This window comes from Microcoleus sp. AT8-A3 (assembly GCF_036705675.1).
GTDB lineage: Bacteria > Cyanobacteriota > Cyanobacteriia > Cyanobacteriales > Microcoleaceae > Microcoleus.
Genome location: NZ_JAUBVD010000023.1, coordinates 73,254 through 95,852, shown reverse-complemented (window position 1 = coordinate 95,852; position 22,599 = coordinate 73,254). Strand labels below are relative to the sequence as shown.

Annotated in this window: 19 protein-coding genes and 1 pseudogene; 8 read left to right on the top strand and 12 right to left on the bottom strand. The window is 45.4% G+C overall.

Features of this window, described 5'->3' with window-relative positions:
* Positions 1–233: 233 nt before the first annotated feature.
* From QUB51_RS15655 to ribBA, 6 genes are all read right to left on the bottom strand, one after another.
* Entirely contained in the window at positions 234–731 is a 498-nt protein-coding gene (locus tag QUB51_RS15655; protein WP_333056170.1) for a hypothetical protein, read from the bottom strand.
* Between the two features lie 543 nt (positions 732–1,274).
* Complete coding sequence (locus tag QUB51_RS15650) at positions 1,275–2,279, bottom strand: RNA polymerase sigma factor, RpoD/SigA family (protein WP_333056169.1); 1,005 nt, start codon at positions 2,277–2,279, stop codon at positions 1,275–1,277.
* Positions 2,280–3,156: 877 nt separating this feature from the next.
* Entirely contained in the window at positions 3,157–4,890 is a 1,734-nt protein-coding gene (locus QUB51_RS15645; protein ID WP_333056166.1) for an ATP-binding protein, read from the bottom strand.
* Positions 4,891–4,988: 98 nt separating this feature from the next.
* Positions 4,989–6,428, bottom strand: coding sequence for a pentapeptide repeat-containing protein (locus tag QUB51_RS15640; RefSeq protein ID WP_333056164.1), 1,440 nt, complete (start codon positions 6,426–6,428; stop codon positions 4,989–4,991).
* 48 nt (positions 6,429–6,476) lie between these two features.
* Complete coding sequence (locus QUB51_RS15635) at positions 6,477–6,818, bottom strand: HAD domain-containing protein (protein ID WP_333056163.1); 342 nt, start codon at positions 6,816–6,818, stop codon at positions 6,477–6,479.
* 819 nt (positions 6,819–7,637) lie between these two features.
* Entirely contained in the window at positions 7,638–9,329 is a 1,692-nt protein-coding gene (ribBA, locus tag QUB51_RS15630; RefSeq protein ID WP_333208471.1) for a bifunctional 3,4-dihydroxy-2-butanone-4-phosphate synthase/GTP cyclohydrolase II, read from the bottom strand.
* Between the two features lie 296 nt (positions 9,330–9,625).
* On the opposite strand from ribBA, the pseudogene QUB51_RS15625 reads away from it, so the two are divergent.
* Together QUB51_RS15625 and QUB51_RS15620 are read left to right on the top strand one after the other, a co-directional pair.
* Positions 9,626–10,078, top strand: a pseudogene (locus QUB51_RS15625) (DNA-methyltransferase); the annotation flags it as partial.
* Positions 10,079–10,217: 139 nt separating this feature from the next.
* A complete protein-coding gene (locus QUB51_RS15620; protein WP_333056161.1) occupies positions 10,218–11,570 on the top strand; it encodes a DUF4339 domain-containing protein in 1,353 nt (450 codons plus the stop codon).
* A gap of 322 nt (positions 11,571–11,892) precedes the next feature.
* Here the strand turns inward: QUB51_RS15620 and QUB51_RS15615 are convergent, their stop codons facing one another.
* Positions 11,893–12,045 (bottom strand): hypothetical protein, encoded by a 153-nt coding sequence (locus QUB51_RS15615; RefSeq protein ID WP_333056160.1) that lies wholly within the window; start codon positions 12,043–12,045, stop codon positions 11,893–11,895.
* 109 nt (positions 12,046–12,154) lie between these two features.
* Here QUB51_RS15615 and QUB51_RS15610 point away from each other — a divergent pair, with 109 nt between their 5' ends.
* The gene (locus tag QUB51_RS15610; RefSeq protein WP_333208470.1) at positions 12,155–12,472 is read left to right on the top strand and encodes an RNA-binding protein; all 318 of its coding nucleotides are present in this window, start codon (positions 12,155–12,157) and stop codon (positions 12,470–12,472) included.
* Between the two features lie 536 nt (positions 12,473–13,008).
* Positions 13,009–13,620 (top strand): hypothetical protein, encoded by a 612-nt coding sequence (locus QUB51_RS15605; protein WP_333232612.1) that lies wholly within the window; start codon positions 13,009–13,011, stop codon positions 13,618–13,620.
* A gap of 254 nt (positions 13,621–13,874) precedes the next feature.
* On the opposite strand, the gene egtD is transcribed toward QUB51_RS15605, so the two are convergent.
* The 3 genes from egtD to egtC form a co-directional block, all read right to left on the bottom strand.
* Complete coding sequence (gene egtD / locus QUB51_RS15600) at positions 13,875–14,921, bottom strand: L-histidine N(alpha)-methyltransferase (RefSeq protein ID WP_333261839.1); 1,047 nt, start codon at positions 14,919–14,921, stop codon at positions 13,875–13,877.
* A 382-nt stretch (positions 14,922–15,303) separates the two neighbouring features.
* Positions 15,304–16,623 carry an ergothioneine biosynthesis protein EgtB gene (locus tag QUB51_RS15595; RefSeq protein ID WP_333261842.1) on the bottom strand — a complete coding sequence of 440 codons (1,320 nt, stop codon included), beginning with the start codon at positions 16,621–16,623 and terminating at the stop codon, positions 15,304–15,306.
* Positions 16,595–17,383: an ergothioneine biosynthesis protein EgtC gene (egtC, locus tag QUB51_RS15590; RefSeq protein ID WP_333056155.1), complete on the bottom strand. Its 789-nt coding sequence runs from the start codon at positions 17,381–17,383 to the stop codon at positions 16,595–16,597. Before egtC ends, QUB51_RS15595 begins: the two co-directional genes overlap by 29 nt.
* A 207-nt stretch (positions 17,384–17,590) precedes the next feature.
* On the opposite strand from egtC, the gene QUB51_RS15585 reads away from it, so the two are divergent.
* The 4 genes from QUB51_RS15585 to QUB51_RS15570 all read left to right on the top strand — a co-directional run bounded on the left by QUB51_RS15585 (position 17,591) and on the right by QUB51_RS15570 (position 21,627).
* Complete coding sequence (locus QUB51_RS15585; RefSeq protein WP_333056154.1) at positions 17,591–17,809, top strand: hypothetical protein; 219 nt, start codon at positions 17,591–17,593, stop codon at positions 17,807–17,809.
* A 1,211-nt stretch (positions 17,810–19,020) separates the two neighbouring features.
* Positions 19,021–20,586 (top strand): methyl-accepting chemotaxis protein, encoded by a 1,566-nt coding sequence (locus QUB51_RS15580; RefSeq protein WP_333261845.1) that lies wholly within the window; start codon positions 19,021–19,023, stop codon positions 20,584–20,586.
* A 52-nt stretch (positions 20,587–20,638) separates the two neighbouring features.
* Positions 20,639–20,764, top strand: a complete 126-nt coding sequence (locus QUB51_RS15575; protein WP_333208465.1) for a hypothetical protein — start codon at positions 20,639–20,641, stop codon at positions 20,762–20,764.
* A gap of 575 nt (positions 20,765–21,339) precedes the next feature.
* Positions 21,340–21,627, top strand: coding sequence for an RNA-binding protein (locus tag QUB51_RS15570; RefSeq protein ID WP_333056152.1), 288 nt, complete (start codon positions 21,340–21,342; stop codon positions 21,625–21,627).
* Here the strand turns inward: QUB51_RS15570 and QUB51_RS15565 are convergent.
* On the bottom strand, positions 21,624–21,779 hold the full coding sequence (locus QUB51_RS15565; RefSeq protein ID WP_333056151.1) for a hypothetical protein: 156 nt from the start codon (positions 21,777–21,779) through the stop codon (positions 21,624–21,626). The genes QUB51_RS15570 and QUB51_RS15565 overlap by 4 nt on opposite strands.
* A 117-nt stretch (positions 21,780–21,896) precedes the next feature.
* On the bottom strand, positions 21,897–22,343 hold the full coding sequence (locus QUB51_RS15560) for a hypothetical protein (RefSeq protein WP_333056150.1): 447 nt from the start codon (positions 22,341–22,343) through the stop codon (positions 21,897–21,899).
* Positions 22,344–22,599 lie beyond the last annotated feature (256 nt).

Here is a 22,599-nt window from a genome sequence, read left to right as displayed (position 1 = left end):
CCCCGATGTATCAGTGGGGTTGCTTTCTTCAAATCTCAAATCTCAAATCTCAAATCTCAAATCAAGAGCAATTTTACTACTGTTTCCTGAACCCTGACCGAAAGCAACTTGGTTCGGGGGCGCCCGATTTATCAGTGAGGTTGCTTTCTTCAATTCTAAAATCTAAAATCTAAAATCTAAAATCTAAAATCTAAAATCTAAAATCGATTGACTGGTGGCGCAGCGCGTGTTTCCTACTTTTCCCACACCTGCTCTTTGTGAGCTTCCGTGCAAAGACCCAAGATGCGATGATCGTTCTCGCTGATGGTAGAAATTGGGTAATACTGTTCCAGATTTACCGAGTAGGGAGAGCGACTGCCGTCGTAAGTGTCCACTACTGTTAAATTTAACTGAGTTCGATCGCCCGTGCCGTAAAAACAGTAAAAAGCAGACCGAGGTAGGTAAAAAGCGCCGACCACCTTACTCTGTCGCATTTCAAATACAAAATATTCTTGTTTAAGTTCCTCTGGCTTGCTCGACTGACCGTAGAGGTAAATGCCATCTGCTAAACCTGTGCTAGCTGTATCTGGGGGAGGGTTTGGGGGAGATTGCGAGCTTAAAACGCCGGATTTGATCTCCGAGTTGTGCGATCGGCCTGCGGGTAATGCGATGCTCAAGTTACCGGGCAACAGAGCAAGCACGATCGCGATCGCTTCTAAACTTCCTGTCAATATCAAATAAGTCAAAACCACTCCAGACCCCAAAATTTAAAATAACTGGTTCCAAGCGCCTCTTGTACCAGTTTCACCAAGATTGTAGAGAAACCGGGTACTTGGCTTAATGTTGGCTATTAACTTGAATGAACGATCGCCCGCCCGGTTCCTGAACTTAAATCTAAGATTAGTTTGGACAAATTTTGCCTCCGCCCCGATCGGGCGATCGACCCGTCAATCGATTGCGCGATTTTAGATTTTAGATTTTAGATTTTAGAATTGAACCATTGACTTGCGCGAGATAAATACGTTCGGCAAGTTTCTCGGATACAGGTTTTTTATTTCTGGACGGATGAATCACGTGGCGGGTATCCTGGATGCGGGAATTGTCAAATGATACCATTTTAGATTTGAGATTTTAGATTAAAGAATTGAATAATTTGGCGTGACCTATTCCATAAGGGTTTGGATCACGGGCTTCCAGTTCCATTCTTTTTTTTAACTGGTATAAAAGTATCCTTCCCAGCAGCGCCAATACGAAAAAAAAGTTGAGATTTTGGGAAATCTCAACTTTTTTAGTGACTAACTAGCCAAGTATTCTCGGACTTGAGATTGGCGGCGGCGCAGGTGGGCAAGGGCTTGATGTTCTAGCTGCCGCACCCGTTCCCGGCTGAGATTTAGCCGTTCTCCGACTTTCGCCAGAGACATTTCTGTGCCGTCTTCCAAACCGAAGCGCAGAATTATTACATCTCGCTGCTGGGGGGTAAGTTCTGATATCAAAGTATCGAGGTCTTGCCGCAGCAATTCCGAGGTAATGTAGTTGTCTGGAGATGCAGTTTCGTCTTCTAAGAGTTCTTGCAGTTCGGTATCTTGGTTGTCTCCTACCCGCAAGTCCAAAGAAACTGGATGTCTTGCCATCAGCAGATATTCCCGAATTTGGGAAGGGTGCAGTTCCAAGGCCGCGGCAATTTCCCCAGGGGAGGGAGACCGGCCCAACTGCTGGGTGAGTTCCCGCTGCACTTTTTTGATTTTGTTGAGTTTTTCGGTGATGTGAATTGGCAATCGAATTGTGCGGGCGTGTTGGGCGATCGCGCGAGTAATTGCTTGCCGAATCCACCAGTAGGCGTATGTGGAAAATTTGTATCCCCGCATCGGGTCAAATTTTTCGACTCCTCGTTCTAAACCAAGGGTGCCTTCTTGAATTAAATCCAAGAATTCCATATTGCGTTTCTGGTATTTTTTGGCGATCGCCACTACTAGCCGCAAATTCGCTTCAATCATCTTTTGCTTGGCCCGCCGCCCTATGTGTAAGATGCGGCTAAGTTCAGGTTCGGTCAACTCCATTTCGGCGGCCCACTCTTGATCTGTCAGATCCCGCTGCCATTCTTTAGCAAGTGCTTGTTTTGCTTCGATTAATTTCATCATTTGCTGCACCTGCTTCCCGAAAACAATTTCTTCTTCTCGGGTTAGCAGGGGTACGCGACCGATCTCGTGCAGATAGGTACGAACCGTATCCGTTGAGGAGTATGGCCGGCTGCCCATGCGATCGGCTTTCACTGTTTTGTTTTTGGGGGTTGTGGTGGACATGGGTGAGTATTGCACTCCTTGTAACAACAGATAAAAAGTTGGTGATACCCTGTCCCACTTTTGCAAGTGGGATAAAGACTGCGACAAAGGGGATGTTTCCCCTCTTGTTTATCGGTGACGATCGGTAGAAGCTTTTTGTTTGGGATTGCTTTTGTGCTTGATTTCCAGTAATCGCCGTCGATTTTCGGTAGTTCGCTAGCTTTAACGGCTAGTTCAAGGCGAAGTGGAGCAAGAGTTTAGTTTTCTCAATATTATTCCCAATTTTGAGGATCGTAAAGAGTAAAAACCTCTGTCTTAAGGTCAAGATTCTACATTTTTCCTTAAGGTTTTGAATTCCCTGTTAGTTTTAACTGCAACTCAACTTAACAATACTCATGCAAACAGACTCATGCTATTCGAGGGCTTTGTTTTGCTCTCTGTTCCATCATCGCTTGAAATTTTCTCGCTGCCTAGATGGTGGGATGCGAGATAACCGAACTCGATCGCCGTATTAGATGCCAGTAACTGTTTAAAATATTTATTGACATTTTGATTTAAATATGCTAAGCAAATTCTGCTACGAGTAACGACAAGGTGTATAAAGGCTGGCTGTTGCCCTGTTTGACTTTCATTGTGCCCCTAGGCTCCATCATCTCCATCATGTTTAAGCTTAAGCAAATTTTGGGCCGTTAGGGATGAGGGGTAAGGGGGTGAAAGGGGAAAAGCTTCTGACTCAAAGCTGGGGCCTAATTTTTTGGACGTTCGATCGCAATTTCTAGTTTATAACTGAGGCAAAAATCAGATATTTCTGTCATTGCCAGCGATCGCCAATTGTTCGCAAAGACTAATTTACAGTAACATTTGCCTAAGTTCTGTAAGGAATCTAGCAGTTGTCAATCTAAAATCCTAAATCCATTTTAGCAGATTCTGCCTCGGCAAATACTTGTTCATCGGGCATTTCTTGCCAGTCAATATCCCCAATTTCTCTGTAGAATTGCTCGTCGTAAGGACGAGTTTGCACGACTACGGGCATCGGTACGGCGTGGCCCAAAACTAATGCTTGCTGTTTGGAGTCGAGTTTTGCCAAAACCGATCGCAAACTCTGCCCTCCCGAAACGCCGGTAAAAATAGCATCGATGTCTTTATCATCGTTTAGCAAGGCTGTGATGCGTGTTCCGACTTGCGACATGACTTCCGCGTCGATTCCTGACGGGCGCTGGTCTACAATCAGCAGGGTGACGAAGTATTTTCGCATTTCTCTGGCAATTGTACCGAAAATAGTCGATCGCACGATCGCCGGATCGAGAAAGCGGTGAGCTTCCTCAATGGTAATCACCAAGGGCTGCGGGCGATCGCACGGATTTTTACTCTGCAAAAACTTCTCAGCTTTGCGTACATAAGCTTCGTGAATGCGGCGAGTAATCACATTTGCCGCTAACATATAGGACAGCAAATCCGAGTGCGAACCGAACTCAATTACTACATTCTTCCCACCATCTAAACACTGCAAAACTTCAGTTACATAATTTTTGGGACAGCGTTTCCGAATGTATTTCAAATCGTTTAAACGCTCTAATTTCCGCTGCAAAGCCATAATCGAAGACTTATTTCCCCGCTTTTCTTCGCAAAACCTTGAAATATCTTCATTGCTCATTTCCAGCAACTTGTTGATCCAACCGCTACCCAACTCGTTTCGCAAAATGATCGCATTTTCGATACTAGCTTCCGACAAATTCAACTCTCTCTGTACGAGGGAGATATCTTCCACTTCAATTTGATCGAAACTCAAAAACAACTCTTGAGCGTCGCGGACTCCCCGGCGTTTTGTCGATTCTGGATCGAGGGTATAAATCTGCATTTTATCGGGAAATAACTGCCGCAAACCTTTAACAGTGCTGAACTGTTTCCCTTCCGAAACAGCTTCCCACCCGTACTCCGAGTGCATATCAAAAATTAAATTAACAGCAGCTTGCTTGCGAATAATTCCCGACAATAGCAAGCGCGTCAGAAAAGATTTTCCCGTTCCCGACTTCCCAAAAACGCCGTTGCTGCGTTCCACAAATCGATCTAAATCCAAGCACACAGCAACGTCCATGTCAATCGGTTTGCCGATCGCAAAATTGCGGCGATACGGGTCATCTTCCCAGCCAAAAACTGCCCGAAAATCACTTTCTTTGGCATCAAACACCTGCGAAAAGTGGCTGGGAATAGTTTTGACCGGCAGCAACTCAATATCCGCGCCCGTTTGTGACTCAAAAGAAGCCAAATTTCCTAACGCCAGCTTATTCTCGCGAACTGGGCCGTTTTTCGTCGGGTCGAAAATTGCCTGCTGTTTTTCTCTCTCAGCAGTCAACATCAACATCGGCGACAGTTCGATCGTACCGTAGGTGCTGCTACCTGCTAGCACTGCGAGCAGAAAATCGTCGTCGGGATTGGGAGGATTCGATAAAATGCGGGCGCTAGAAGTTCCCAGAGATACGTCGGTGAGCATACAGAAAAAGTGCGATCGCACCCCCCGCACAACTAGAAATTTCCCCACCCTCATATCTTCCACCGAAACATCGGCGTGCAGTCGCACTTCTAATCCCTTGCTCAGGGAACCTTGAATAACAGAGCCTAACGGTCGATCCATTTTAGATTTTAGATTTTAGATTTTCGATTGTTAATAATCGAGCAATTTTCGCGGGGCGAGTTTTGATTGTAGATTTTTGATTGTTAACAGTCAACTAATTACCATTCCGATTCTAGTGGCAATTCAAAAAAACTCGGACTCAGATCTAGATCTGTCAAATCCGTTTCGCTCAAATAAGCGTCGGTCAAAAATACCCCTTTTAAACTTGCGCCTTTGAGGTTAGTACCTTTCAGGTTAGCACCTCTGAGATTAACTCGGAATAAATGAGCATCGCTCAAGTCGGCCTCAGTTAAATCTGCTCCCTCCAAATTTACTCTCATCAAATCTGCTTTTCGGAGATCGGCTTCGTTTAACTTAGCGCCACTGAGGTCAGCTTTTGTCAAATCTACACCTCTTAAGTCTGCCCCGCTCAAGTTCGCGAACAGCAAAGTAGCTCCGGTGAAATCTGTCTCCCTCAAATCGGCATCCCTTAAATTAGCGCCACTGAGGTCAGCCCTTGTTAAGTCTACACCCCGGAGGTCAGCAGAACTCAAGTTTACTTGGTGTAAAATTGCGCCGCTTAAATCGGCTCCTCTTAAATCAGTTCCCTCCAAGTTTGCACCTTTGAGGTAAGCTTTTTTTAAGCTAGCTCTGCTGAGGTCTACATTTTTGAGATTGACCGAAGTTAAGTTAGAAGCGCTCAAATTAGCTCCGCTTAAATCTGACCCGTTTAAGTCGGCTCCGGTTAAATTTACCCCTTGCAGCGATACATTGGGAGCAATTAAATAAGCTCCGCCCAGACTGGGGTCGATACCTTCTGAAAACAAAGTCTGGTTGCTGTAAACAGCTTTCTCCAAAATCGTGCCGCTCAAACTAGCTTCCCTCAAGTCCGCTCCGCTGAGGTTGGCTCCTGCTAAGTTTGCCCGATCGAGTTTTGCACCAAATAAAATAGCTTTGTATAAGTTTGTCCGCCGCAAATCGGCTCCTTTTAAATCCGCTTCGGTCAAATCTACCATAGCCAGATTTAAGCCAGGGAGCGAAGCATTGGGAGCTAGCAAAAATGCTCCCATTGCACCCGGATCAATATCATCGGGAAAGATAGTCCGGTTGTTGTATACGGCCTTGTCTAAAATGGCGCCGCTCAACTGAGAACCGCGTAAATCCGCCCCACTGAGGTTGGCTCTGGTTAAGTTGGCTTCGTGGAGATTTGCTCCTACTAAATTAGCCTTGATCAAACTTGCTTGTTTGAGGTTGGCGCCCGTGAATTCGGCTCCTACGAGATTAGCTTCTCGGAGGACAGCACCAGTCAAATCAGCTCTAGTGAGGTTAGCTAAATTAAGAAATGATTCAGATAAATCCGCCCCGCTGAGATTAGCGCCTGTGAGATCGGCTTCAATCAGGTCTGCATACCTGAGCATAGCGCCGCTGAGGTTAGTTTCTCGGAGATCCGTGCCTCGGAGGTTGGCTCCCCGGAGTTCCGCACCGCCAAGGTTGGTGCCTTTAAGTGCTTGTCCCCTGAGATCGAGTCGGTGCAAAAAGTCACCAACGTTCATTTCCATGTCAAATTCACCCTCTCTATTCCGATACTTTTTTCCTAACCTTTGAAATTAAGTTAGATATTCTGAAAGTACCTTTGCTGAGTTCTGGTCAAAACCATTGTAATCATCAATAGCCACAACTGGTGCATCTGGCGGATAGTGTTCTGGAATATTGTCAATGGCTACCCAAGGTGAGTTTTGTGCTTGGTTTTCTCGAAGATACTCAAGAACTTCCTGGTGTCGTAAATATTTGTGTTGGTGAATATTTTTGGGGTTGAGAAAAGGGGTGAATCCGATAATACGGATAGCGATATCTGGTGAAAATAATGGAGGTATTACCTCGAAGGGGAATATTTCACGCCCGGATGATGAAATTACTACTCGCGCATGATAGATAGGAACGAAGGACATTCTCAAAGTGATTAAGGCAATCTGAATTGAATTTCATTCTGTCTGTTGGCAAGCTCGATGTTTCATGTCTTCTGTCAGGAATAAGTACACCATTAATGTCTGAAAAATGTAACATTAACTAAAAGTTAAGTTGAATAATTTATTAATTATTAATACTGCTTAATAATATAAATTTCCATCGACGATGCTCTCTCAAGTGCTCGCTGCATCGACTTGTTATATCATGTCCGATCGCTTGACCATAATATCTCGGTCGGGCGGGTTTTTGAGATGGTCAATTATGGGCCGATATTGGCAGGTTTACCCGCCCCTACCTGATTTCTGGTAATCGACCGGACATAATATTAGACGGCAATCAACATTGACCATAATATCTCGGCCGGGCGGGTTTTTGAGATGGTCAATTATGGGCCGATATTGGCAGGTTTACCCGCCCCTACCTGATTTCTGGTAATCGACCGGACATAATATTAGACGGCAATCAACATTGTTATTCACTGTTTTTATTGGTGGCTGCTTTCTGACGAAAGGAAGATGCTGATATCAACAAGTATTGTTCTGAAATTGACAGTTTTTCTTGGCTTCAGCCTTCCCCCCTGCTGGGGTAGGGGCAAGGCTGTTTCGGGGCAACCACGGGGAGTAGGGGTCGGATTGCCCCTACGGAAAATCAGGCTTTTGTAGGGGCGGTGCCAAGAGTGCCCGCCCCACCATAGACGAGCGGGTCGGGGTTTCAGATATCGGGGCAACCACAGGGGGATTGCCCCTACAAGAGAATGAAACTGCCCTGGGTAGGGGGGGGTTGGCTTCTACCTTCTGCCTTCAGGGAAGAGGAGCAAAACTGTAGATTTTTTGAGGTTCGAGCCGATCGCAAATTCCGGTTAATTCCGGCAAAACGAATGTCTCGCGATCGAGCTGGACTTGCAGGGTTTTGAGCGGATCTGCACCGGAGGAAACCATGAATTCTAATGTTTGCAAATTCGGCTCATTGCTGATTTCACCCAGAATTTGGCCGATCGCCTTGACGTAAGGATGGTTTACCTCCGAGTACCAGTCGGGGGCTGCGAGTCCGGCTTGATCGAAGCCCAGGTGAACGATGAGAGAGCCTTCTCCGAACAGGGCTATGCCCACCGGCCGCGCTTCTTCTTGCAGCAGCAAGTGCTGGTTAGCCGCCAAATGCCGCAGTTTTTCGAGGTGTTCGTACCGATTTTGAATGGCAGAATCTTCCTCTTTTCCTTCTGCTTTTTCGTTCCACTGAATCGCCACTGTTACTAAATAAGTTTGCAGTAGCATATGACCGAGTTTTTCGGCTTTTGTTGCCAGATAGATCGAGTTGTAATCTGTGGCTTCAATTAGTAAGGGGACGCGATCGGCTACTTCAATCCCGTAACCTTTCAACCCTGCAATTTTGCGCGGGTTGTTGGTAATCAAGCGAATTTTTTGAACTCCCAAATCGTTGAGCATTTGTGCTCCGACGCCGTAGTTCCGCAAGTCGGCGGGAAATCCTAACCGTTCGTTGGCTTCGACTGTATCGAATCCCAAATCTTGCAGCGAGTAAGCTTTTAGTTTATTTACCAATCCAATGCCCCTACCTTCTTGGCGCAAGTAAACTATGACGCCAGAACCGACATTTTCGATCATTTTCAGTGCCGCTTGCAGTTGCATCCGGCAGTCGCAGCGCAGGGAACCCAAAGCATCGCCGGTCAGGCATTCGGAATGCACCCGCACCATCACGGGTTTGTCTTTAAATTCTGCCGGGTCGCCCTTGACAATAGCAACGTGTTCTGAGTTGTCTTGGGTGTCGCGGTAGGCGTAAATCATAAACTCGCCGAATTGAGTGGGCAATTTGGCGACGGTTTCGCGGCGGACGAATCGATCGTGCTTGAGTCGGTAGCTAATTAAGTCAGCAATACTGATTATTTTAAGGTTGTGGGTTTTGGCGTACTCGATTAATTCGGGCAATCTCGCCATCGAACCGTCGGGGTTTTGAATTTCGCAGATGACGCCGCTGGGATACAAGCCAGCGAGTCTGGCGAGGTCAACCGAGGCCTCGGTGTGACCGGCGCGTTTGAGGACGCCACCGTCGATCGCCCGCAGGGGGAAAATGTGACCGGGACGGCGCAAGTCTTGAGGTTTGGTGTCCGGGTGGATGGCGACTTGGATGGTGCGTGCCCGGTCTTCGGCGGAGATACCGGTACTGACGCCGTTGACTGCATCGATGCTGACGGTGAAGGCAGTTTGGTTGTTGTCAGTGTTTTTGCTGACCATGAGGGGCAGTTCCAGGCGATCGAGCCTTTCGCCGCTCAATGCCAGACAAATCAAACCCCGCGCGTTCACGGCCATAAAATTGATGTTGTCGGGGGTGGCGAATTGGGCGGCACATATCACATCGCCTTCGTTTTCGCGATTTTCGTCATCGACTACTACCAGGGGGCGACCTGCTTTGAGGTCTACGAGGGCGCTGTCAATTGAGTCAAATTGAAAGGATTGAGTTGAGGTGTTGTTATTTGTCACTGAGCAGTTCAATCTATAAACAGTAATGTTATGGAAATAGAATCTATTTGTGATTGTAACCTTTTGTATCCGGCAGGGCGATCGGCCAATCCAGATGAGTTTGACAATATTTCTCAAGTCACTTACTATAATTATTGCATCTTGTCAACAAAATCTCTCCCCAATATTTCATGAGCTTGACTGAGATCGCGAATATTTTAGGTAAACCGTACTTCCAAGCTCCTAATTGCCTAATTTATCTGATTCAAAAAGTTGTCTGGAACTAAGGCGCGGGAGTTGCGGGCTGCAAGTTCTTTTCACCCCGCAATGAAAAGTTTCTCTGGTATGTGAAAAATCAAGACAAGTATACATTTAATTTGGATGAAGTGCGCGACCCAAATGTGAAATATCCGAATCAGAAAAAGAACGGCAAGATTAAAGTAAACTTAAAAGGCAAAAATCCGACGGATGTTTGGCAGTTCCCAAAAGTTACGTCGGGGAAAAACTGAGCTTCAAAAGAACGCACGCCTCACCCCGCTCAATTTCCTGTTGCTGTTGTCGATCGCATCATCAAGTCGGCCTCGAATTTAAACGAAATTGTTTTAGATCCGTTTATGGGTTCCGAGACTACAGCAATTGTGGCTCTGGGTTGGCAGCGACAAGTTATTGGATTTGAAATTAGGGCTGATTACTGTCAGATTGTCGCTAGTAGAATAGATGATTTTTTGATGGACAAGGAACTGGCAGAAGCAAAGTTATCTTTATTCTAAAGTTGGTAAATTTCAGCAACTTAATTTAAATAGTCCCAGATCGGGCGATCGGTCTCAAGCGATCGGCGCTTAAGATCGCACAGCCCAGAACGATCGGCGCAATGGGACAATATTGATATCCCGTCAAATTATCCCAACCATGAATAATTGGCCGAAATTCCTCCCCGATCCTAGATCGTGCGCCAGAGGGTTTGCCTTAAGCATTAGCTTTTGGCTGATTGTTTCTTTACTGTGGCCCAATGCTTACTACTATTCCTACGGATTTAGCAGGACGTACTGGTACACCATCAGGAACTCTGACTGGGAATTCCCGATCGTACTTGCTTGGTTTTGCCAAATCTGGTTATTTGCTTTCTATCACTGGGGGTTAACCAAGCTTGCAGAGTGGGTGGAAATTCGCCGACACAATCAGCAACCGCCGACTGTATCAGCTTGGCACCACTGGAGGGAAGGTATTATCGCATTTCTGACGCTACCTGCTGCGATTTTGATGGGAATTCCGCCGACTGCCTTTTTTATGCTGCCGATCAGAAGCTTTTCGGGCGCCCTCGTTGCTGTAATTCTAGGAAGTGCGATCGCCTCTGCTTACCTGTATCACTTCCGCTTTGCAAAACTGCTTAAAATTATTCTTAAATTCTTAGGGATTTTCTATGCATACCTTCTAAAGATACTTGAACTTTTTTTAGTTCCAGTATTAACTGGTACTCCGTTTTTTCTGCTAACTGTTGCGACGGCAGAAATCGTGCCAATACAGCTACTGCCGCTGACAACCTTTCTGTTAGTTATTTGCGTACTGCTAAGCGGGATAGTGGGATATGCAGCTTTGCAGTATTGGTCAGCGCATCTAGTTAATTGGGCCGCGACTTGGTGGCCCGCTGACTCTCCTGGTTACAGTCGCCTTCAATCCCGAAAAGCCTGGAAACACAACAAAACAGCAACCAGCCAATCTTTTGTTCGGCACACAACCAGTTGGCACTTAGCAGCTAACGACACTACCAACCTAATTTACCTAAACCTCATAGCGATCGTACTCGGTGCGATCGGTTTTCTGCTGTTTGGAGAGTCGAAAGAATGGTCAGAAACACAAGAAGATATTTTAGGATCTGCCGTGGCGCTAGTGTGGGTGGCGGTGTGGCATTTCTGGGGGTGGCCGCGCGAAGTAGAAATTGCTAGAGGTAAGCCGGAAGCTAAGAAAAAGCGATCGCCCAATTCTAACTCAGCGCCTCCCAATCCGGTAGAACAAGAGCTAAATCAGCTCAAAACCACAACTGGAATGAATCGGATGAAGTCAGTAAGACGATCGACCCAGCCAACTCCTGAAGTTGCTCAATGGTACGTCTTTCGCAGCGGTGAAGCCAAAGGGCCCTATACCAAATTGCAATTATGGGAAGTTCAGGAAATCACAGCCCGAACCAAAGTGCGGCGCGGGGAAGCCGAGTGGCAGCGCGCCGGTGAAATTCCAGAATTAGCGTCGTACCTCACTCAAAAATAAGACAGTACAAGTCACCGCACGTCGATCGGCGCTTAAGACGATCGCACTGCCCAGAAAGTAGCGCTATATCCCTTGATAATCTGGAAATAATCTGATAGTATATTAGCAAGTGGGGGTGGAACTACCTCACTATAAAAAGCCTTTGAAACAAAGGAAAAAGAAGCCTGCGGTCTAAATGTACTCAATTGACCGTCAGGTTTTTTCACTAACCGAATATTCAAGTCAATGTCTAAAGTAGTCGATGAACTTTGTCAGTTATAACTGAATCTCAGGCGCTGTTCTCAATCAGACCCAATCAACCTGGTAACAGGGACTAAAAATCTCAGATATCAGGTCGATCGCGCAGCAAGAAACCAAGTGGATGAGGCCAAGAGTGTAAGATGTCAGTTATCACGAATACTTTCTGTTGGCGATTGCCCGACGGCACCCAAAATTGAAAATTATGCCAGCCAATTGCTGATTCTGCTGGCTTCATGTTATAGTGGTTTTCCAAGAATTAAATTCGGTTGCGTAGTTTGTTGGTGTTTATTTACAAGCGTCTCTCCGAATCTAAGTCTCTGCACCCTAATGATTCTGGAGATTTTATGTCGATTTACGTGGGTAATCTTTCATATGAGGTAACATCAGACGACCTCAACGAAGTATTTGCCGAGTACGGTACTGTAAGCCGCGTCCAAGTGCCAGTGGACCGGGAAACAGGCAGGATGCGGGGTTTTGCTTTTGTGGAAATGGCAAGCGAGGCAGAAGAAGCAGCAGCCATCGCAGCTTTAGACGGTGCTGAGTGGATGGGCCGCGACTTGAAAGTCAACAAAGCCAAACCTCGCGAGAACAACAACAACAGACGCCCTTCGGGCGGCGGCGGCTGGGGCGACAACGATCGCCCTGCACGCGGACGCTACTAAACTTTGACAAGGAAAATTTGAGTTTTGGTAGTTGACGGCAGGTGCGAATGCTGCTTTTTTTTCGGGTTGTTCGATCGACCCATCGAATAAAACTCCCAAACCTCTGGCATCAGTTTTGCCCCCTCCTTGGAGGGGGCTTTGTTTTTGGCGAAAAATCCCGCGAGGTACGTCGGCGGTGCAGTTCCCAGTCTAGTTCGTGATTCAGTACCCTCTTAAGGAGCGCGAATTAAATAACTTACAATTTTAACTGTTATTGTGGGATGGGCGTCCCGCCCGTCATGAGTGGACGGGCGGGACGCCCATCCCACAAACTTGTGGAAGTTATTTAATTCTCATTCCTAACTGCTTTTTTTAAGAGGCTGTCGGGATTTCGCGGATCGACTCCTGTAAACTATCAAACTACAATTAAGCAGCAAGAAAAGTTAGAATAACGGCAAAACTGAATATTGCCCAGAACAGCCAAACTATCTTTACCGAAGATTAGTCGAGAAAACCAGCCGAATATCAGCCAATATCTTGATTTTGCCTCAATAAAGATGTCCAAGGTCTACAGCACGGCGGAACTCATTAAAATCCTCGAAGAAGAGCGCCAAGCCTGCTTGTATGGGCGGCGTCTCAACTTGACTGAAACTCCTGCTACAGGCAACCCCGTGATTGACCGCTTTCTCAAGTCTGAGGGAGTTCAGAAGTTCACTGCTTATCAAAATTTTAAGGCGGCTGTGCACGAATACCAGCGGGAACATCAAGTTTCTGGGATTGTCTGGCGGGAAATGGCGGTTAAAGGCAATACTCTACGCTATCCGGCAGTGGATGACGAATTAATAGCTCTACCGGTTGATTTGATTACGTTGAAGGCAGCTAAGATTGCTATGTTGGAATTCTGGCAGCAGGTAACTGCGGGGATGGATTTGTATTTAAGCATTAACAGCGGGAAGGATTTTCGATCGATCGAGCCGGTTGATGTAGAAGCTATAGCCCAGCGCACAGAATGGGCCAATCTCTCCAAGTGGGAAAAGTTGGATTTTCTAGAAATTTTGTTGCAGTTGGGCTGGGGGAAGCCGGAGGAAGCTTATTATAAGCGGGGATGGCCAACCTCGGGCAGTGAGTACATTCACGCCGTCAAACCCGGACAGCGGCCGATTTGTTAATTGGTAATTAGTAATTGCTAAGGATCGCGAATTAAATAACTTACAATTTTAATTGTTATTGTGGAAGTTATTTAATTCTCATTCCTAACAGGATATCCTGAATTCAGAACCATCGACAACACAGAAATTGAGGAGACGGCAGTGCCGTGTCCCTACCCCAAAACGTCGTAGCACGGGCGATAACCCGACGCCATCGCCCGATTTGCAGGGACACGGCAGTGCCGTGTCCTAAGTGTGGATAATATCAGAAGAACTCATTTATTAACATCAGAAATTTGACAAAGCATCAAGCCAAACCACTGATTTGGATCTGTCCAAACTTGCACAGGCATTAAACCGCGCTGCGACAGTTCTTTTTTTACAGTATTGAGATTAAACTTGCGCGATATTTCGCTGCGGATAGTTTCTCCCGCTGCAAATTCAACCGTTAAATTGAGAGAACGCAAATGCACTGTTTGCGCTTTTTTACTTTTTAAGTGCATTTCAATTTGACATTCCTCTTGATTGTAAAAAGCCCAATGCTCGAACTGTGCTAAATCAAAATTTCCCTCATATTTTCGATTTAAATGCCGCAGCATATTCAAGTTAAATGCTGCCGTTACTCCTTGACTGTCATCGTATGCAGGCTCTAAAATATCCTTAGATTTGTCCAAGTCAATTCCCAGCAAAAAATACTCTCCCTGCTGCAATGCACCGACAATTTGCGAGAAGAACAAATCGCATTCTCGAGCGTTGAGATTGCCGAGGGTACTGCCGAGAAAGCAAATCATTCGGGTTGGCAACGGCGACGGTGCAATTTTAGCTAAGGCTAATTCGTAAGTGCTGACAAGTCCGTGAATCTGGAGCGACGGATAATCTGCCAACAGTTGACAAGCGCTGCTTTCTAGGATAGTAGGACTGATGTCGATCGGCAAATAGTGCAGGGGATATTCCAGTTGACTGTAAGCATCGAGGAGAATCCGAGTTTTGGTTGAACTGCCGCTGCCGAGTTCGACGATTTCGCAGGGGCCAGTTAAATTTGCGATCGCCCCCGCGCATCCCTGCAAAATTGCCGTCTCAGTGCGTGTCAGGTAGTATTCCGGCAACTGGCAAATCAACTCAAACAGCTTCGATCCGCGATCGTCGTAGAAATACTTTGGAGGCAGGGATTTGGGGGTTTGAGTCAACCCGCTAACTGCATCGCTGCCAGCATTGATTTCTGCGGGTGTCGGTGCCGCAGCGCTCACCAGTCGCTCTAAGTGCAGCCGGTTTTCTTTTGTTGAGGCTGAGTTGGTTGTGTCGGACAGTCTTGGGGATTTCATAGAGTAATTTTTAGATGCACATATGGGTATAGCACGCCGTCGCGTTGCCAAATATCGCGCTCAAGTCAGATTTTTCCTGCCATATCGGTTCTGTATTTTCTCACGGGAGGGCGATCGCATCCACAATTAAAACTTAAAATTTATCCACACAATTTATTAAATACTTAACCAAACTTGATTTGTTTGAGCTTGTTACATGGAAAAAAGTTGACCATTTCGCAAACATTTTTTTTCTCCATTTCCCTCTCCAGCCATTGATCTGATGTTCGTCAAATAAGCTTTATAATGCAATTATTATTAAGGAATTTGTCCATCTGAAAATTCGGATGAATAAATTCATCACTCTCAACAACTTTGAGGGTGATTATAATTACCTAGCCAACTACTTAGCGCAGCGAAAACCAGCAATAATTTGCCGCACGCCCGGATAGTACCAATTCCGAAAGGTCGATCGCAGAGCCTGCGGAAAAGTAGCCCAACTCCCCCCTTTCAAAACCCGGTGTTCTCCATCAAAATAAACTTGAGAATATCCCCTGTAAGGATAACTTTCAAATCCCGGATAGGCGTCAAAGGTTGAAGCAGTCCACTCCCAAACATTGCCCAACATATCATAGCAGCCTGCCGCACTTGCTCCTTTGGGAAAGGCATCAACTGGCGAAGTATTGGCAATATTATTGCCGTGATTGCACAGGCTGCCGTTTGGCGGTTCTTCTCCCCAAGGATAGATGCGATATGTTTGATTTGTGGCGTCCCAACTCGCAGCTTTTTCCCATTCGGCTTCCGATGGTAAACGCTTGCCGATAAAGTTGCAGTAAGCTTCGGCTTCGTACCAACTCACGCCGCAGACTGGATGGTTGTTGAAAGCTGGATTTTCTGACCAGTAAAGCGGTTGAGAGACGGCTTCGACTTGCAGCCATTTCCAGCCGTCCGCTGACCACCAATCAGGGTTTTGATAGCCGCCGGATTCCATGAAATCTCGGTATTCACGGCAAGTGACGGGATAGCGATCGATCGAGTATGCTTCTAAATAACATAGGTGGCGCGATCGCTCATTATCCAAAGCCTCAGCAGCATCGCTTCCCATGTAAAATTCCCCGCCCGGAATTTCAATCGCCAAATCGGTAATTGGGCATCGGGAATTGGGAATTGGGAATTGGGAATTGGGAATTGGGAATTTCTGCTGCTTTATTCCTCTGTCTTGTAGAGAATTAATCCGTGTATCCCTGTCCAAATCCGTGTCGTGCCTTTCTTCCTTCTTCCTGTGCATTTGCAACACGAAAGCAACTGTTTCGCAGTGCTGGCTTTCGTGCTGAATAATAAACCGCCAGAGACGTTCTTGCTCGTCGATCGGCGCGACTTCCAAATAATCTAACACCTTTTTTCTCACCGCGTCCAGATATAATTCAACTTCAGGTAACGCGGGCAGAAAAACCCGTTGTTTTTTCGGCAAAATATCAGCAGCAAACAGTTGGTGATACTGAGGAAAGACCGGTTCCAAGCCAGCACACCGCTGCAACAGCCACAAATCCTCAGTATAAGCAATGTGACCTAAGTGCCAGCCAACTGGACTGAAATCAGGATGAGCTTGACGACAAAAAGTATCGTAGTCGATGTCGGCAAATAGCTTGAAAGTGCCGCGGCGACACTGCTGCAAATCGCGATAAATTGCCTCTCTACAAGATTGGATAGATTTCGAGATCACGCTCTACTCCGGTACTGATAATGCTCTGGACTGGGCACGAGTGCCAATTGCCAGCAAATAAAGGTTCAGAAGCAATGATGACAGAATTCGGGAAATTTAAATCGTCCCGCAGCCAATAGAGGGAAGGAGGGGTTTTTTGGGAAGCAAAGCGAGAGGCAACGAGCTGGTGTCCGTCGCTGATAATTATATTAGCTGAAAATTCTACTTGGTGAAAGTTTGCTAGCTCTGCCAAAGTTTTCAGCGACTTTTGCAAAGCTGCTTGTACGGTCAGATTTCCGGCTGTCAATTCATTGACAAACAAGCCGAAGATATGCTCAGAATCTGTAGTACCGTTAATTGATTGATACAGCGTATCGCTGAGCCGATCGCGAATTGGTCTGTAAAGAGTTTGCCGAAAATTCTTCACGAAGCCGTTGTGTACGAACAGCAGGCGATCGTTCTGAAACGGCTGACAGTTGCTCAAATCTACAGCTTGTCCTGAAGTTGCACTGCGAACATATCCGATCGCGCATCCAGATTCAACGAATCGACTGATACTCGGAAGGTTAATGTCGCTCCAAATTGGCTGTACATTTTTATAAGTAAACGGGTCAGTATCTAGGTGCGGGTGATACCAACCAATACCAAAACCGTCAGCATTGAGTAGGCCAGAAGTCATTTCGCGGGGATCGTAACTCTGCACAATTAGGGAATGTTCCGGCTTGTACAGAATAGCATCGAGTAAAATCGGCTCCCCGAGGTAGCCAAGCAAACGGCACATAAAATTTTTGCAGCAATTTGATTAGCATTGTAAGTCATTAGCCGAAAAATTGCCCGTTAGCGAAGCCCGCCCCTACGGGGGCTACGCCAACGAAGAGGATCGCCCATCTTCAGCGCTGACAACAAGGTTTTTGGTAGCCTGCTGCCAGCATCGCAGTACAAACGATACAGTTAAGGTAGAACCCCTGCAACACAAGGAGACTCTTGAATGTTCATCGACGAACTCATCCCAATGGCGAAAGAATTGATCGAACAGCCGATCGCCTTCGCGGGCGGATTTTTATCTGGCCTGCTTCGACTCAACCTTCACGAAGATCCCGTTAAAAGCTGGATCGACGAGCAAGCTGGTTCAACTTCCTACACTACTCCCCCAGCCGAACCCACCAACGGTAAAAGCAGCGGGCCTCAGTCAATCTCGATCGACTAAGGAAAAGCAGTAACATCCTCCCAACGCCAAACTGATTACAGTTATGGCGTGGGCTTCCAAACTTCACACTTTGGCTTTTCGCGTTTTTCCCTGACGGGATTTCCACACTTGGCTAGATTGAATTGCTCACTTCCCGCTAGTAAGTCTGCACAGACACAAGCGATTCCCGTATAACCTTTTTCAGATAGATGAAGTACAATAACACCAGTGTGTAAACCAGTTCCAAATATCTTGCTGAGAAAGTTGACGAAATGCAAACTCGATCGCATTTCCTAATTATTGATATTTTTTTTGTTAATCAAACTGAAAATATTTTTAAATTTTGATCCTAATTTTTCAGGTTTATGATAAATCAGGCGAAGGGGGCGACAAGTATATTACTTTCGCCCTTTTTATTGATTACTTTATTTAATTATTTTGTGTGTTTCTATGATTATTCTCCATCACTCCCAAAGCATTTTTCCATAATCTCGGTAAGTTACCTGAGCATAAAATCCTCAAATATAATTGTATCATTTTCCTTATTAAATTAACTTATAAGCTGTCGCGCATTTAAATTCTATATTAGGGGCGGGCTAGAAGCCCAACCCTAATCCCCACAAAAGTTTGATTGTTTTTTGACATATAATTTAAAGGCCGCAACAGCTTATAGCGATTCTAAGTGAATTGTGTAATTGTTGTAGGGGCAAAACTCACGCCCGGTTGCCCCAATCCGTGGGGGGTAGGCACAGGGCACTAGCCCTACATATTTGTACAACTGATGCGAGGATTGCTATAAGCTGTGGAGCATTTAAAGCAGTAACGAGGCTTGTATGGTGCGTCAATCGATTTGAGATTTGAGATTTTAGATTAAAGAATTGACTCCCCGGATAAATGCTCTTTCTTGAGGATTTTCGATTTGAGATGCTTTCAATTGATTCCACAGATAAATCACGTGGCGGGTACCACCTTTGAAATTCGTGGTCAGGAGTTAACACTTACGCGCTTATGCGGGAAACATTTCTGTAATGACGCACCCTACTATCGTCTTTTAAATGCCGAACAGCTTACTCATCAATTCATTACTACTTTTTTTAACAGGTAAAACCTCAAATGTAAACTTTTAATAGGTAATTCATCTACCTGATAGAAGCTATAATATACAAGATATGTCCATAATTGCAGCGAGGATAACTGTAGTAGAAGTAAGCAGAAATAGTATGTTTAGAAAAATGAATTTACAAACCAGACTAATCAGTGCCTTTCTGACGATGGGACTTTTAGTATTTTTAGTAGCCTGGGTAGGATGGAGTTCAACATCCAATCTCAGTCAACACATAGAGACTATCGGTAAAAATAAATTACCGAGTATTGAAGCATTATTGAAAATTAACGAGGGACAAACCCAAATTGAGTCATCCGAAAGAGCGCTAATTCATCCCGCACTCAGTCAAGCAGAAAGGCAAGATGCTTTAAACAGAATGGACAAGGCTTGGCAGCAGATTCAAAATGGGTTTAAAGCATACGAAGTGCTTCCTCGTACCTCAGATGAAGACGCACTATATCAACAAATGCTTAAGTATTGGGAGGAGTGGCAGCAGGAAGCTCAAGAACTCCTGCTAATTAATAAAGAATTTGAAACACTGGGAATTTTCAATCCTTTGGCTTTGCAGATTGAACTACTTAAGCAGGGTAAAAGTAATTCGCCGGAAATGGCAAGAGCAAACACAGCTACTAACCTTTTGAATAAACTTAGTCAGCAAGCTAAGGTGATTCGTGTTAGATTTATCAAATCTGAACAAGCCACTTTAGCAGTAGCTGAATTCAACCGAAAGGAAGCAGAAGAAGCTTATAGAAGCGCAGAAAAAGATCGTAAAAAAACTCAAATAGCTGTAGTATTGGGCATGACATTGGGGCCGCTAATAGCGATTATTTTAGGCATATCTTTAAGCATAGCGATCGCCAAACCTTTAGATCGAGCGCTCAAAGGTATTATTAATATGATTGTCAGTTCTTCTACCGAGATAGCTGCTACAATTGAGCAACAGGAACGTATTGCTGTACAACAAGCTGCTTCTGTTAATCAAACAACTACCACAATGGATGAATTGGGCGCATCATCGAGGCAATCAGCTATGCAAGCCCAATCAGCCCTTGAAAATGCCAGTAATGTCTTAAATATGGCCGCAGAAGGCAGTAAAGTGGTGCATAAAACCCAGCAGGGAATGTTAAGTTTGACGGAAAAAGTTGGAGCAATTGCCGCTCAAGTTTTAAATTTGAGCCAGCAAACCACTCAGATTGCTAATATTACCAATTTAGTCAGCGATTTGGCTAGTCAAACTAATATGCTGGCGATTAACGCTACAGTGGAAGCAGTACGCACGGGAGAACAAGGAAAGGGGTTTGGGGTGGTGGCGACGGAAATTCGCAGACTGGCAGATCAAAGCAAAAAATCGTCGGATCAGATTAGTGATTTGATAAACGGTATTAAGAATTCCATTAATAAAACAGTGATGGTAACAGATGAGGGCAAGAAAACTTTAGATAATAGCCTGAAATTGACTGAAGGTGCGGCGGATAATTTTAACAATGTTGCTAATGCTATTAACAGTGTTGTTGTCAGCAGTCAGCAAATTTATCTTAATACCAAACAGCAGGCGATCGCTATTGAGCAAGTGGTAGATGCGATGAATGTTCTGAATAAAGGAGCAGCGGAAACAGCCAGCGGTATTACCCAAAGTCGAATTGGCACTCAAACACTTAACAAAGCGGCTTTAAATCTCAAATCCTTAGTTTAATTGAGAAAAGAAAGTAATATCCTAAACTGGGGATGAAGGAGATGGAGAGAAAATGTTCCCAATTCCTCATTTCCACTTGGCAATTCCAAATTTTGCCCAAGGATTGAAGGTGACATCTCCCCGTTTAGGAAAGGGTTGGGGAGATGTGTATAGTAATTCTCAAGTGAATGAGGTATAGATTTGAATTTTAGATTAAAGAATGGCAGAAGTGGGGAATTGGTAATTAATTGGCAAGTACCTCACGAAAGTTGACAACCGCTATATCAACGCTCGTGGCCCAGAGCAACCTAATATATTATACCTTGTTAGTCGCTATGTTTCCGAAGATGCTTGGTGATTCGTCGCCCACCAATCAGCGATTAGATTAAAATCAAGTATTGTTCAGGGGTGGGATTCCTCGTCGCCCCAAAACTCATATCCTCACTCATTCGCAGGGCGAGTGAGGATATGAGTTTTGATTAAGCTAACTATTGCAGCCAGTACCAAGGGTTGGTCAATCGATTTTAGATTTTAGATTTTAGATTTTAGAATTGAAGCATTGACTTGCGCGAGATAAATACGTTCGGCAAGTTTCTCGGATACAGGTTTTTTATTTATCCACGCATAAATCAGGGGGCTTGTATCCTGGATGCTTTCGGTGAGTGCGGCAAACCCTTTTAGTTAGAGTCGATCGCCCAGTTGTATGCTAGATAGCACTTGACAGTTAAATTAACAGGTTATTATGTATAGCACAACAAGTTCAGTTCGATCGACATGACTATCTACATTGGAAATCTGTCTTACCGCGCCACCGAAGAAGACCTGAAAGCAGTATTTGCAGAATACGGCACAGTCAAGCGAGTTGTCTTGCCTACCGACAGGGAAACCGGTCGGATGCGCGGTTTTGCATTTGTTGAGATGATGGAGGATGCCCAAGAAGACGCTGCAATTGCCGAATTAGACGGTGCAGAGTGGATGGGCCGCCCCTTGCGAGTGAACAAAGCTAAACCGAAAGAAGAGGGAAATCGAGGCGCAGGTATCAATAGAAACGACGGATATTAGTCGGCGGTGCGGCGGTTGACATCCTCTCGGAACCCACCTGATGCACCAGTGCGCCAGTAGGGCGGAATTGCAAGCAGCAGTTGATTTTGGGGATGAAATGTCAAATCCGCTGCACAAAAATATCGATTCTTTGTGGGCTGCACTTGATTCATAACTTTTTGAGCAAGACAGAATTTAGGCACGCTAGTCTAGAAACCCGATTTCTTGGGCGATACCGGGCTGCTAAAAGCAAAATTTGTCAGGAGAAACCGGGTTGATGAGCGTTAATCTTAAAAAGAGTAAACTCGCCCTTTTTCATCAATATAAACTGACCGGTCTTGCCTAGTGCGGCCGTCTGCTCTGGTGATGCGAATCGTCAAAATGTTTGTCTGCGAGTCAACGTTATAGTCGTATTTCAAAGTTGTGGTTGCTGTTGTGGCATTAATCGGAATATTGGCAATGTCGCCGGTACGATTGCTGATGCGAACACTGATGTTTCTGCTGGCTCCGACGGGCAAGGATGACAAGCGGCCACCTGATTCACCGTATTCTAGGTTCAATCCCGTTTCATTTAACAGTCTGAGGGTAATGTTGCGAGTATTGTCAACCTGCGCTTGAGGTTGCCAGAATCCGGGTTTTGTCCCGCCGTCAGTTGCAGGTTGAGATAATGCTGGATGGGGATGCAGAAAGCCGAGAGCGGCAAGTATTGCTGCGGTTGCAATAATTTTTGATTTCACTGTTTGTACCTCCGGGTCATTCGATTTTAGATTTTAGATTTTAGATTTTGGATTGACTTGCGCGAGATAAATGCGGGGGCTTGAGGATTTTCGATTTTCGATTTGGGATTGATTCCACGGATAAATCACGTGGCGGGTACCACCTTTGAAATTCGTGGTCAAGAATTGGTTATATTTCTATCCTAGCTTTAAAATCCGATGTTAGTGGAAGGAAGAGGGAATAAGGAAGAGGGAAGAGGGAAGAGGGAAGAAGCAA